At 59.1% G+C, this 12,440-nt stretch carries 14 protein-coding genes; 4 read left to right on the top strand and 10 right to left on the bottom strand.

Features of this window, described 5'->3' with window-relative positions; all coding sequences use genetic code 11:
- Nucleotides 1-166: 166 nt before the first annotated feature.
- Genes ACIOWA_RS26040 through exbB form a run of 3 tightly spaced genes read right to left on the bottom strand, consistent with a single transcriptional unit; the run spans nt 167 to nt 2,298 of the window.
- Nucleotides 167-913, bottom strand: a complete 747-nt coding sequence (locus ACIOWA_RS26040; protein ID WP_401162634.1) for an energy transducer TonB — start codon at nt 911-913, stop codon at nt 167-169.
- Nucleotides 910-1,338 carry a TonB system transport protein ExbD gene (exbD, locus tag ACIOWA_RS26035; protein ID WP_401162632.1) on the bottom strand — a complete coding sequence of 143 codons (429 nt, stop codon included), beginning with the start codon at nt 1,336-1,338 and terminating at the stop codon, nt 910-912. The genes ACIOWA_RS26040 and exbD overlap by 4 nt, the downstream gene beginning before the upstream one ends.
- A gap of 6 nt (nt 1,339-1,344) precedes the next feature.
- Nucleotides 1,345-2,298 carry a tonB-system energizer ExbB gene (gene exbB / locus ACIOWA_RS26030; RefSeq protein WP_339433794.1) on the bottom strand — a complete coding sequence of 318 codons (954 nt, stop codon included), beginning with the start codon at nt 2,296-2,298 and terminating at the stop codon, nt 1,345-1,347.
- Nucleotides 2,299-2,486: 188 nt separating this feature from the next.
- Here exbB and ACIOWA_RS26025 point away from each other — a divergent pair, with 188 nt between their 5' ends.
- Nucleotides 2,487-3,344, top strand: coding sequence for an SDR family oxidoreductase (locus tag ACIOWA_RS26025; protein ID WP_339433793.1), 858 nt, complete (start codon nt 2,487-2,489; stop codon nt 3,342-3,344).
- 141 nt (nt 3,345-3,485) lie between these two features.
- On the opposite strand, the gene ACIOWA_RS26020 is transcribed toward ACIOWA_RS26025, so the two are convergent.
- The 6 genes from ACIOWA_RS26020 to ACIOWA_RS25995 all read right to left on the bottom strand — a co-directional run bounded on the left by ACIOWA_RS26020 (nt 3,486) and on the right by ACIOWA_RS25995 (nt 8,791).
- Nucleotides 3,486-4,226, bottom strand: a complete 741-nt coding sequence (locus ACIOWA_RS26020; RefSeq protein ID WP_339433792.1) for a hypothetical protein — start codon at nt 4,224-4,226, stop codon at nt 3,486-3,488.
- A gap of 69 nt (nt 4,227-4,295) precedes the next feature.
- Nucleotides 4,296-4,676 carry a RidA family protein gene (locus ACIOWA_RS26015; RefSeq protein WP_003229509.1) on the bottom strand — a complete coding sequence of 127 codons (381 nt, stop codon included), beginning with the start codon at nt 4,674-4,676 and terminating at the stop codon, nt 4,296-4,298.
- A gap of 24 nt (nt 4,677-4,700) precedes the next feature.
- A complete protein-coding gene (spoT, locus tag ACIOWA_RS26010) occupies nt 4,701-6,806 on the bottom strand; it encodes a bifunctional GTP diphosphokinase/guanosine-3',5'-bis pyrophosphate 3'-pyrophosphohydrolase (protein ID WP_007920338.1) in 2,106 nt (701 codons plus the stop codon).
- A gap of 57 nt (nt 6,807-6,863) precedes the next feature.
- Nucleotides 6,864-7,127: a DNA-directed RNA polymerase subunit omega gene (gene rpoZ, locus ACIOWA_RS26005; RefSeq protein ID WP_401162636.1), complete on the bottom strand. Its 264-nt coding sequence runs from the start codon at nt 7,125-7,127 to the stop codon at nt 6,864-6,866.
- Nucleotides 7,128-7,294: 167 nt separating this feature from the next.
- Nucleotides 7,295-7,915: a guanylate kinase gene (gmk, locus tag ACIOWA_RS26000; protein ID WP_221730899.1), complete on the bottom strand. Its 621-nt coding sequence runs from the start codon at nt 7,913-7,915 to the stop codon at nt 7,295-7,297.
- Between the two features lie 12 nt (nt 7,916-7,927).
- The gene (locus ACIOWA_RS25995) at nt 7,928-8,791 is read right to left on the bottom strand and encodes a YicC/YloC family endoribonuclease (RefSeq protein WP_339433791.1); all 864 of its coding nucleotides are present in this window, start codon (nt 8,789-8,791) and stop codon (nt 7,928-7,930) included.
- 270 nt (nt 8,792-9,061) lie between these two features.
- Here ACIOWA_RS25995 and rph point away from each other — a divergent pair, with 270 nt between their 5' ends.
- From rph to gltS, 3 genes are all read left to right on the top strand, one after another.
- Nucleotides 9,062-9,784 carry a ribonuclease PH gene (gene rph / locus ACIOWA_RS25990; RefSeq protein ID WP_095187917.1) on the top strand — a complete coding sequence of 241 codons (723 nt, stop codon included), beginning with the start codon at nt 9,062-9,064 and terminating at the stop codon, nt 9,782-9,784.
- A gap of 28 nt (nt 9,785-9,812) precedes the next feature.
- On the top strand, nt 9,813-10,181 hold the full coding sequence (locus tag ACIOWA_RS25985) for a DUF4870 domain-containing protein (protein WP_221730897.1): 369 nt from the start codon (nt 9,813-9,815) through the stop codon (nt 10,179-10,181).
- A 403-nt stretch (nt 10,182-10,584) separates the two neighbouring features.
- A complete protein-coding gene (gene gltS, locus ACIOWA_RS25980) occupies nt 10,585-11,793 on the top strand; it encodes a sodium/glutamate symporter (protein WP_339433790.1) in 1,209 nt (402 codons plus the stop codon).
- A gap of 80 nt (nt 11,794-11,873) precedes the next feature.
- On the opposite strand, the gene ACIOWA_RS25975 is transcribed toward gltS, so the two are convergent.
- Nucleotides 11,874-12,440 (bottom strand): catabolite repression control protein Crc (locus tag ACIOWA_RS25975; RefSeq protein WP_401162628.1); only part of this gene is annotated, 567 nt, incomplete at its 5' end.

Here is a 12,440-nt window from a genome sequence, read left to right as displayed (position 1 = left end):
CCTTTTTTCGTCTGTTGCCCGCACAAAAACAAACGCCCCGAACAAGTCGGGGCGTTTTGTTGGGCCTTCATCAGTGTGTTTTCACACAGTCTGTTTGGGTGCCTTTGTTTCGGATCTAGGGGGCGACCCATAACCCTTGTGGGAGCGGGCTTGCTCGCGCACTGGATCAGCGGCGTTTCTCAAGTGAGTAAACAAACGGCGCAACAATTTCGATCGAGCCATTGTTCAACATGTCGGCCGGTGGCTTGGGCAACGGTTGGGCGCGGCGGATCATTTCCAGGGTGGCCCGGTCCAGATCGGCGTTGCCGGAACGGCCCACCAGTTCGAACGACAGCACGTTGCCTTCGCCATCGACCACAAAACGCAGACGGTTGGTCCCGGTCTTGTTTCGTGCCCGGGCGCTGTCCGGGTACTTTTTGTACTTGGCCAAATGCGCGAGCAGAGAGCTTTGCCAACTGGCCTTAGCGGCCATTTGCGCGGGCGACGGGCCCGGTGCCGGCTGGGCGGATTTCTCCGTCGGTGCGGGGGGCGGTGGCGTGTCGGCCGGTTTTTCCTCGGAAGGCTTTTCCTTGGGTGGATCGGGCAGCTTCTTCTCGACCGGCTTCGGCGGTTTAGGCTTTGGCTTCGGTTTGGGCTTTTGCAACGCAATTTCGGCTTTTGGCGCTTCAGCCAGTTTCGGAATCGGCAACTCTTCAACCGGAGCCGGTGGCGGCGGCGGTGTGACGACTTTCGGCGGAGCCGGCGGTGGCGGGGCCGGGAGCGGTGCCAGCTCGACCATCATTGCCTGCGGTGGCAATTCGATGGGCGGGCGGGCCGTCCAGTTCAGTACCAGCGCGATGGCCAGCGCATGAACGCCCAGCACCACGGCGAGGCTGGCGCCGTAACGCGTCAGCTTATGGCGCGTCGTGATCATTTCTTGACTGCACTCTCGAGGCCGACCAGACCCACCTTCAGGTAGCCGGCGGCGCGCAGGTTATCCATCACGCTCATCAGGTCACCGTAATCCACGCCTTTGTCAGCCTGGAAGAAGATGGTGGTGTCTTTTTTGCCTTTGGTCCGGGCGTCGAGAGTGGCGCCGAGGGATTCGGGCGTCACTTCGTCTTCGCCGAGGAACAGGCGCTGGTCAGCTTTTACGCTGAGGAACACCGGTTTCTCGGGCCGCGGCGCCGGTTTGGCGGTCGAGGCAGGCAGGTCGACTTTGATGTCCACGGTGGCCAGCGGGGCAGCCACCATGAAGATGATCAACAGCACCAGCATCACGTCGATGAACGGCGTGACGTTGATTTCGTGGTTCTCGGCCAGATCGTCGTCTGCGCCTTCTTTCAAATGCAGGCCCATGGCCGATTACCCCACTTTCACCATGTGCGGTTGCGAGCTGCGCTCAGGCTGGTGATCGAGGTCACGGCTGACCAGCAGCAGCACCTGAGCCGACGCATCGGACACCTGCGCCTTGTAACCGGCGATGGAGCGGGCGAACACGTTATAGATGACGACCGCTGGAATCGCGGCAACCAGACCCAATGCGGTGGCCAGCAGTGCTTCAGCGATACCGGGTGCCACGACGGCGAGGTTGGTGGTCTGGGTTTTGGCGATGCCAATGAAGGAGTTCATGATGCCCCACACGGTACCGAACAGGCCGACGAACGGCGCGGTGGAACCGATCGTTGCGAGGACGCCGGTGCCGCTGCTCATGTTGCGACCACAGGCTGCAACCAGACGTTCGAGACGGAAGCTGACGCGTTCCTTGATGCCTTCTTTCTCGCGGCTGTTGACCGACAGGCGCATCTCTTCGAGTGCGTCGTGAACCAGCAGATTGGCGAGGGTGCCTTCCTTCGCCGCAGTGGCGCTGGCTTCTTTAAGGGTGGCGGATTTTTTCAGTTGAGCGATTTCACCACGCAGACGACGCTTGGCGCCCATCAGCTCAAAGCCTTTGGCGATCCAGATGGTCCAGGTGATGATCGAGGCGATGGCCAGACCGATCATCACGATTTTCACGATAATGTCGGCGTTCTGGTACATGCCCCATGGCGACAGGTCGTGGGCCATGCCCAGGGAGTTGTCGGCTTCGAGGACTTCAGGCGCTTCGGCCGGTGTGGCGTCGAGGGCTTGAGCAGGAGCAGTCGCGTCAGGTGCGGCAGCCGCGGGCGCAGTCTGCTCGGTGGCGGCTGGAGTCGCTGGCGCTTGTGTGTCGGCGAAAGCGGCAGTCGGTGCCAGCATCAGGCTGAGCAGCAGAGCTGCAACCGCCCTCCAGGCGCGAGGTCGGATGGTTGGCGAAGCGGGGATTTGATTACGTGTCATGCTGGCCGGACCTGAGATAGAAAAACGTTGTTGCTCTTCCAGGCCTCGTGAGGCCGAGAACAAAAGTGGCGTGCATTATTGCAATTAATTCTTGTTAACAAAAGTAATAGAGTAACTTTTTTTCCTTGATGGCTAGCCGCTTGTCCCGTGCCACGGCTAGTCTGTCCCTTTCCGATGGGAGTTTTTTGATGTCCGCGCCTTCTGTTTTGATTGCCGGTTGTGGTGATGTCGGCAGTCGTCTTGCCTCGCAACTGTTGACCGCAGGGTGGGAGGTTCATGGTCTGCGCCGTGATGTCTCGCGTTTGCCGGACGGTGTGATCGGTGTTGCCGGCGACTTGTTCAATGAAGACTGTCCGGCGACCTGGCCAGTGGGCGCTGTGGATTACCTGGTGTATTGCGCGGCAGCCACTGCTCACGACGAGGCCGGTTATCGCGCGGCGTACGTGCAGGGCTTGCAGAACGTGCTGAGCTGGCTGGACGACTACGGGCAGGTGCCCGAGCGGCTGATATTCGTATCCAGCAGCAGTGTTTATGGGCAGCAAGGTGGCGAATGGGTCGACGAAAACTGCGAGACAATCGCTGCGGGTTATTCAGGTCGGTTGATGCTGGAGGCCGAACAGGTGGCACTCAACAGTGGCATCCCGGCGAGCGTCTTGCGCTTGACCGGCATCTATGGACCGGGCCGTGAATGGCTGCTGACCCAAGTGCGGCGCGGTTATCGTGTGGCCGTCGAGCCGCCGCTGTATGGCAATCGCATTCATGCCGATGATGCGGCGGGGTTGCTGGCGTTTTTGCTGGAGGCGGATCGCCGTGGTGTGGCGCTGGATCCTGTCTACATCGGTGTCGATGATGCGCCGGCGCCGCTGGCCGAAGTGGTGGGCTGGTTGCGCGAGTATCTGGGGGTTACCGAATGGGCGGAGGATGCCAGCGTGCGGCGCACCGGCAGCAAGCGCTGCAGCAATGCTCGGGCGAAAGCGTTGGGCTGGACGCCAAAGTATTCAACTTATCGCGAAGGCTACGCTGCGATCCTTGAAGGTAAATGCTGACCTCCAGACACCCCTGAAAACAACTGTGGGAGCGGGCTTGCTCGCGAAGAGGGAGTGTCAGGCAACTTTAATGTCGACTGATCCACCGCTTTGGCGAGCAAGCCCGCTCCCACAGGTTTATGTGCTGTTCTCAGCGCGTGCTTACTGCTTCTCGAGCAACCACTTGCGCTCACCCGGGGTGAACTGCGGTTGTTCGTCCGCCAGGGCGGTATTCACCGCTTGGAGGATCTCCAGCTCATTACCCTTGCGCACGAATAGCCAGTTGTTGCCTTGGCCATTGTGTTGCAGCCACATGCTGTCGTTGCCATTGCTCATCGACGCGCAGTCACCTGCCAGGCACAAGGCGTAGCGGTCGGCGCCAGGCAGGCCCGAGACCTGGCCGTCAGCCTGGAACTGCACCGTGCTGCCTTCGCCCTGGCCACTGACGATTTTCCAGCTGCCGCCCATGTAGGCTGAGTACAGCGCACGTTCGAAGCTGGCACCGATCGGCGCGCCTTCCGGCACGGGAATCTGTGCGCGGTCGAAAACCTGTTCCGGTTCGTTTTCGCTCGCGGCCTGCTCCAGTTGGCTGCCGTCGCGTTTCAGCTCACTGGCGGAGCTGCCATAGAAGTCGACTTTCCAGGCGCCGGACTGTTCGCCCAGCAGCCGTCCTTCGACATTCTCAAAACCGTTGGTGTAGCGGGCCTGACTGGCCTTGGTGTTGACGTCCCATTCCAGGTTCGGGCCGTAAGCCTGAAGCGCTTCGCGCAGGGGGCCGCCCTTGGCTGCGGCATCGATCGCCACCTGATTGATCCAGGTACCGCTGATGTCACGGTCGGCAGGGTTGCTGGCGCAGCCGCCGAGGAGGATGGCGAGCAGCGAGAGAGCTAGCGCTTTGCGCATGGTGGAGTCCTTTCAAAACCTTTTCTTGCTGAGCAGTCGGCGCGGCGTTTGAAGGCCGCGCCGTGCGCATCACTCGATGACCAGAATGGCATCCATTTCAACCTGCGAGCCTTTCGGCAGGGCAGCAACGCCGATGGCGGCGCGGGCTGGGTATGGCTGGTCGAAGTACTTGCCCATGATCTCGTTGACCTTGGCGAAGTGGCTCAGGTCGGTGAGGAAGATGTTCAGCTTGACGATGTCCTTGAACGAACCGCCGGCGGCTTCGGCAACGGCTTTGAGGTTCTCGAACACCTGAACGGTCTGGGCTTCGAAGCCTTCAACCAGTTCCATGGTTTTTGGGTCCAGAGGAATCTGGCCCGACATGTAGACCGTGTTGCCAGCCTTGATCGCCTGGGAGTAAGTGCCGATGGCGGCCGGGGCCTTGTCGCTGGTGATAACAGTCTTGGTCATGTATGACTCCTTGTAATGGTTGAGTTATGCACGCATGCGGGTGATGCGGATCACCCCGGTCAAGGCGCGCAGTTTCTTGATCACGCGGGCCAGGTGCACACGGTCGTGGACGCTGACCACCAACTGGACGACGCTGATGCGACCATCGCGTTCGTCCATGCTGATTTTCTCGATATTGCCGTCGGCCGCGTTGACGCTGCTGGCGAGCAGGGCGATCAGGCCGCGCTGGTGTTCCAGCTCGACGCGCAGTTCGACGTTGAATTCGCCGGTGACATCCTTGGCCCACGAGAGCTGGATGCATTTTTCCGGGTTGTGCCTGATTTCGCTGATGTTGCGGCAGTTGTCCAGGTGCACGACCATGCCTTTGCCCGCCGACAGGTGCCCGACAATCGGGTCGCCCGGGATCGGCGTGCAGCATTTGGCGTAGCTGAGCACCAGGCCTTCGGTGCCGCGAATCGCCAGCGGGCCTTCCGGACTAGGCAGTTGTTCGCCTTCGCCGAGCAGGCGGCGGGCGACCACATAGGCCATGCGGTTGCCCAGGCCAATGTCTTCAAGCAGGTCTTCGATCAGTTCGAGGCGGTACTCGGTGAGCATCGCCTTGACGCGTTCGGCCGGGATCTTCTCCAGCGAACTGTCGAAACCGTTGAGGACTTTGTTCAGCAGGCGTTCGCCGAGGCTGATGGATTCGGAGCGGCGCTGCAGTTTCAATGCGTGACGAATGTGCGTGCGCGCCTTGCCGGTGACCACGAAGTTGAGCCACGCCGGGTTCGGACGCGCGCCGGGAGCGCTGACGATCTCGACCGTGGAGCCGCTTTGCAGCGGTTCGGACAGCGGTGCGAGACGGCGGTTGATCCGGCAAGCGATGCAGCTGTTGCCGACGTCGGTGTGCACTGCGTAAGCGAAGTCGACCGCCGTGGAGCCTTTGGGCAGCTCCATGATTCGGCCTTTTGGCGTGAACACGTAGACCTCGTCCGGGAACAGGTCGATCTTCACGCTCTCGATGAATTCCAGCGAGTTGCCGGCACGTTGCTGCATTTCCAGCACGCCTTTGACCCACTGACGGGCGCGGGCGTGAGTGCCTTTCGGTTGTTCGTCACCGCTGGATTTGTACAGCCAATGGGCAGCGATGCCGTTGTTGGCCATCTCTTCCATTTCGCGGGTGCGGATCTGAATCTCGATCGGCACGCCGTGCATGCCGAACAGCGTGGTGTGCAGCGACTGGTAGCCGTTGGCCTTGGGGATCGCGATGTAATCCTTGAAACGACCCGGCAACGGTTTGTACAAATTATGTACAGCGCCTAGCACGCGGTAGCAGGTATCGACCTTGTCGACGATGATCCGGAACGCATAGACGTCCATGATTTCGTTGAAGGCCCGACGCTTGCCGCGCATTTTCTTGTAGATGCCGTAGAGGTGTTTCTGGCGACCGCTGACTTCGCCCTGGATGCCATCGATAGCGAGGCAATGACCAAGGGACTCTTCGATCTTGTTGACGATTTCCTTGCGGTTGCCCCGGGCGCGTTTGACCGCCTGGTAGATCCGCGCGGAACGCATCGGGTGCATGGCTTTGAAACCAAGGTCTTCGAATTCGATGCGGATCGCATGCATGCCCAGCCGGTTGGCGATGGGCGCGTAGATTTCCAGGGTTTCCTTGGCGATGCGCCGGCGTTTTTCCCCGGACAGCACTTCCAGCGTGCGCATGTTGTGCAGGCGGTCGGCGAGTTTGACCAGGATCACGCGAATGTCGCGCGCCATGGCCATGGCCATTTTCTGGAAGTTTTCCGCTTGGGCTTCGGCCTTGGTCTCGAAATTCATCTGGGTCAGTTTGCTGACCCCGTCGACCAGTTCGGCCACGGTTTCACCGAACTGCGCTTGCAGCGCTTCTTTGGCGATACCGGTGTCTTCGATCACGTCATGCAGCATCGCGGCCATCAAACTCTGATGGTCCATGTGCATGTCGGCAAGAATGTTCGCCACCGCAAGAGGATGCGTGACGTACGCCTCGCCGCTACGACGGCGCTGGCCGTCATGGGCTTGTTCGGCGTAGAAATACGCTCGGCGGACCAGGTTGACCTGGTCATTGCCGAGGTAGGTCGATAAGCGATCGGCGAGGGCGTCTATGCTCGGCATGATGACTCCTGCCGTAAGCTGTGACCCCGCGCCGTGCTACGTCGACCAGGCATAGGCTTAGACGGCCTCGTTGGACTCGTCCTCGAACGCTGCGAACAGCGGTTCGTCTTCAACGATTTCAGCGTTGGCGATGAACTCGTAGCTCATCAGGCCTTCAGCGATTTCACGCAGGGCTACAACGGTAGGCTTGTCGTTTTCCCACTGGACCAGAGGCTCTTTGCCGCCGGTGGCCAGTTGACGGGCACGCTTGGTAGAGAGCATGACCACCTCAAAGCGGATATCCAAGTGTTCTAGGCAGTCTTCAACGGTTAAGCGGGCAATGGTATTCCTCGGAGCGAATGCAATATGCGCGCTGCCCGGTTGGGCGAGCGGACTGAACAGTTTAAAAAATCACCAGCGATTAGGGAAGCGCTGATTTTTTGACCAAGCCCTTCAACGCGCTGCAAGTGCCAATGTAAAGCCCTTGCAGCGGTTTTGGGAAGTGCTGTTTAGCCGAGCAATTCGGCCAGCAATTTACCGTTACGCTGCTGCTGACGCTTCTGGATCAACTGATTGGCACGGAAAATCGCCTTCAGATCGTCCAGAGCATGGGCAAAATCGTCGTTGATGATCAGGTAGTCGTAGTCGACGTAGTGGCTCATCTCGCTAACGGCTTCGCGCATGCGGCCGTCAATGATTTCGTCGCTGTCCTGACCACGATTGGTCAAGCGCTGGTGCAGGGCCTGCAGCGATGGCGGCAGAATGAAGATCGAACGTGCCTGCGGCATCAACTTGCGTACTTGCTCGGCGCCTTGCCAGTCGATTTCCAGAATCAGGTCGTGGCCTTCATCCAGTGTCTGTTGCAGGTGACTTTGCGAGGTGCCGTAGAGATTGCCGAAGACTTCGGCGCGCTCGAGAAAATCACCGTGCTCGATCATCTTCACGAACTCGTTGCGTTCGACGAAGTGGTAGTTCACGCCATTCACTTCACCCGGGCGCATGGCGCGAGTGGTGTGGGAGATCGATACGCGAATCTCCGGATTGGCATCGGTCAACGCCTTGACCAGGCTGCTCTTGCCCGCACCCGAGGGCGCGGAAATGATGTAAAGGGTGCCAGTGCTGTGGGTCATGTCGGGGTAGCCTTACTCAATATTCTGCACTTGTTCGCGCATCTGCTCGATCAACACCTTGAGGTTGACGGCGGCTTGGGTGCTGCGCGGGTCGAAGGCCTTGGAGCCCAGTGTGTTGGCTTCGCGGTTGAGTTCCTGCATCAGGAAGTCCAGGCGACGCCCGGCCGCCCCGCCGGACTTGAGGACCCGGCGAACTTCGATGATGTGAGTGCTCAGGCGATCCAGTTCTTCGGCCACGTCGCTTTTTTGCGCGAGCATGACCATTTCCTGTTCGAGGCGCTGCGGATCCATCTCGGCTTTCATGTCGGTGAAGCGATCGAGGACCTTCTGGCGCTGGGTGGCAAGCATCTGCGGCACGAGTTCACGCAGGGTCACGACGTCCTCTTCAATGGACGTCAGGCGCTCGTTGATCAGTCGCGCCAGTTCCGCGCCTTCACGCTCGCGGCCGGCCTTGAGCTCTTTCAAGCCTTGATTGAACAGCGCCAGCGCATCGGCGTTCAGGGCTTGCGGATCAGTCGCGTCAGCAACCAGAACGCCCGGCCAGGCCAGCACTTCCAGAGGATTGAGTGCGGCAGGGTTCTTGATCAGGCCCGCCACGGTTTCGGCGGCGGCGACCAGTTGCGCGGCGCGTTCGCGATCGACTTGCAGCGGTTTGCCGGTGCTTTCTTCGGTGAAGCGCAGGGTGCATTCCAGTTTGCCCCGCGACAGGCCTTGGCGCAGCGCCTCACGCACGGCGCCTTCGAGGTCGCGAAAGGACTCAGGCAAACGCAGGTGCGGTTCCAGATAGCGGCTGTTGACCGAGCGCAATTCCCAGCTCAGGGTCCCCTGGACGCCGGCTTTTTCGACGCGGGCGAAGGCGGTCATGCTGTGCACCATGGCGGTGACCTCGCAATGCAGATCGGCGCGGAACGTGAGCTCCGCAGGCGCGATATCAATGAATTTAAGCCGACTGGCAGCAAAGGCGCAGGATTGTAGCGCAGTGCGGCGAAGGCGCCCAAACACACGGTGTGACAAAGGGCTGCAGCCCGTCGGTAATGCGTGTTTCAGGGCCTTCGATCGTCGGCCCGATTTTTTAACCCGTGCCCAGTGGCGGTGCACCGCTCTATAATGCTCGGCAGTTTTCCGTCCCCAGTACAGGTATCTCCTATGAAACGTCCAAGTGGTCGCGCTGCCGATCAGCTTCGCTCGATCCGCATTACCCGCAACTACACCAAACACGCCGAGGGATCGGTACTGGTCGAATTCGGTGATACCAAAGTCATCTGCACCGTGAGTGTTGAAAACGGTGTGCCGCGCTTTCTCAAAGGTCAGGGCCAGGGTTGGTTGACCGCCGAATACGGCATGCTGCCGCGCGCCACTGGCGAGCGTAACCAGCGAGAAGCCAGCCGTGGCAAGCAGGGCGGTCGTACTCTGGAAATCCAGCGCCTGATCGGCCGTTCCCTGCGCGCTGCGCTGGACATGTCCAAGCTGGGCGACGTGACGCTGTACGTCGACTGCGACGTGATCCAGGCTGACGGCGGCACCCGTACTGCTTCCATCACGGGCGCCATGGTTGCGCTGGTCGATGCACTGAAAGTGATCAAGAAGCGTGGCGGCCTGAAGGGTGGCGACCCGCTCAAGCAGATGATCGGCGCTGTGTCTGTGGGCATGTATCAGGGCGAGCCAGTGCTGGATCTGGACTATCTTGAAGATTCCGCGGCCGAGACGGACCTCAATGTAGTGATGACCAGCTCCGGTGGCTTCATCGAGGTGCAAGGTACTGCTGAAGGCGCGCCGTTCCAGCCTGAAGACCTGAACGCCATGCTGGAACTGGCCAAGAAAGGCATGAACGAAATCTTCGAACTGCAAAAGGCTGCACTGGCCGACTGAGCAGGTTCGAACCCGCAAGGAGAACGCGATGAGTGACGAGCAAGAGTTGCTGCCCAAACCGAGCCAGGAGGTTCGCCAATGGGCCATGTTTTGTCACTTGTCCGCCTTGCTGGGGTTCTGGATTCCGTTTGGGAGCCTGATTGGGCCGCTGATCTTGTGGCAGATGAAGCGCGAGACGGATCCGTTCATCGATGCCCAAGGCAAGGAAGCGCTTAATTTCCAGATTACCGTCGCGATTGCCTCGGCGATCTGCCTGTTGCTGATGTTGCTGGTGATCGGCTTCTTCCTGTTTGGTTTGTTGGCCATTGGTGCGCTGGTACTGACGATCATTGGGGGCGTGAAGGCCAATGAGGGCTTCCCGTACCGCTATCCGTTCACTTGGCGATTGATCAAATAACGATCAATGCGCTCCCCTCGTGTGAGCGGCGGATGACGTTCGCAATGCGTTAAAACAAATGCCCTGACTTGTCAGGGCATTTGTATTTTTGCAACTGAATTAACGTCTCTGGTGTGTAGGAAAAGTCTGTCTGCGATCAGCGGTAGTATGGATTTATATATAACTATCGTTTCTACACTTTTAGTCACAACTGCACTGGTTTAGTGTCGTTCATGTACTTGGCAATAAGACTGGCCGATTGTTAAAGTTGCCGCACGTCATACTTCGTCAGAAATATTTCGATATATTCAAGCCATCGAAGGTCCTTGAATCAAAAGCAATCAGTGTTGAGACAATCAGCCGATTCAATAGGCGTGCCCAGGTAAAAAGTTCGCCTCTGAATATATAGCCAAGAATAATCCCAATGATTCAGCTCGATTTTTATGGAACGCTCGTGGCCGCCTCTTTAGTGTTGCTGCTGGGGTGCGGACTTGTTACTCGTGTTGGTTTTTTGCGCAACTACAATATTCCCGAACCCGTAGCCGGTGGCCTGGTAGTTGCCTTGGCGCTTCTGTTAATGCGCACGCTTGATATTGAAGTGCGCTTTGACACTTCGCTGCAAACGCCCTTGATGCTGGCGTTTTTTGCCACCATTGGCCTGAGTGCGGATTTCGCCAGCCTGAAGAGGGGCGGTCGCGTCGTTGGGATATTTCTACTCGCGGTTGCCGGGCTTCTGGTCGTGCAGAACGCCATGGGAATCGCAATGGCCACAATGCTCGGACTCGATCCGCTGATGGGCCTGCTGACAGGTTCCATCACCCTGGCGGGCGGTCACGGTACTGGCGCCGCGTGGGGAACGGTATTCAGTGAGAAGTACGGTCTGGCTTCCGCCTCGGAGTTGGCGATTGCCGCTGCGACCTTTGGCTTGGTGCTGGGTGGTTTGATTGGAGGCCCGGTTGCTCGTCTGCTGATCAAGCGTGTGCAAGTGCCCGGTTGCAAAAGTCAGGACGCGCCTCGGCTGCCCAAAGGCTTTGAGCAGCCAAACAAGGAGCGCTCGATTACGCCGTTTTCATTTATCGAAACGCTCGCGCTGATCGCGGTCAGTCTGTTGGCCGGCAATCTGTTGAATGGCTGGTTGCAAGGGACCGCATTCGAGTTGCCGACGTTTGTTTGTGTCCTGTTCGTGGGGGTGGTTTTGCGCAACGGGCTGTCGGCGCTTGGCCTGTATGAGGTATTCGAGCGTGAGGTCTCGGTCCTGGGCAATGTCAGCCTGTCGCTGTTTTTGGCTATTGCCCTGATGTCGCTCAAGTTGTGGGATCTGGCGGCGCTGGCGTTGCCGATCTTCATCATCCTGGCGGTACAAGCCTTGGTCATGGCGCTATTTGCGATTTTCGTAACGTTCCGAATGATGGGCAGCAATTACGATGCGGCCGTGCTGGCGTCAGGGCATTGCGGTTTTGGTCTCGGTGCGACGCCAACGGCCATTGCCAACATGCAGGCGGTAACGCAGCGCTACGGACCTTCGCAGATAGCGTTTTTGGTGGTGCCCATGGTGGGAGCGTTCTTCATCGACATCATCAATGTCATCGTGATCAAGCTGTACCTGGTCTTGCCGTTTTTTGCCGTGATTTGAGGTTCGGACTGCTTGAATCCGAGACATAAAAAATGCCCGTACCTTGCGATACGGGCATTTTTTCAACTGTGAATCGACGCTTAGATGGTCAGCGTCCAATCGTAGTCGACGATCAGCGGTGCATGCTGCGAGAACCGTGGCTGACGCGGCAGGCGTGCACTGCGCACAAAGCGCCGTAGGCCTGGGGTCAGGATCTGGTAATCGAAGCGCCAGCCCAGATTGAGCATCTCGGCCTGTTCGTTGTCCGGCCACCAGCTGTACTGGTCGCCTTCACGGCTGACTTCACGCAGGGCATCGACATAGCCCATGTTGCCGACAATCTCGTCCATCCAGGCGCGTTCTGGCGCCAGGAAGCCCGGGGATTGCTGGCTGTCGCGCCAGTTCTTGATGTCTAGCTTCTGCTGCGCAACATACAGCGAGCCACAATAAATGTACTCGCGACGTTTGCGCCGCTGTTTGTCCAGGTACTTGCCGAAGTCGTCCATGAGCTTGAACTTCTGGTTCAAGTCCTCATCGCCGTTCATCCCCGAAGGTAGCAGCAAGGTGGCAATACTGACTTTGTCGAAATCTGCTTGCAGGTAGCGCCCGTAGCGGTCGGCCGTCTCGAAACCGAGACCGCTGATGACCGCCTTCGGTTGCAACCGCGA

The sequence above is a fragment of the Pseudomonas sp. NPDC087614 genome, assembly GCF_044743485.1.
Classification (GTDB): Bacteria; Pseudomonadota; Gammaproteobacteria; order Pseudomonadales; family Pseudomonadaceae; genus Aquipseudomonas; species Aquipseudomonas baetica_A.
This window is presented reverse-complemented; position numbering and strand designations above follow the sequence as displayed.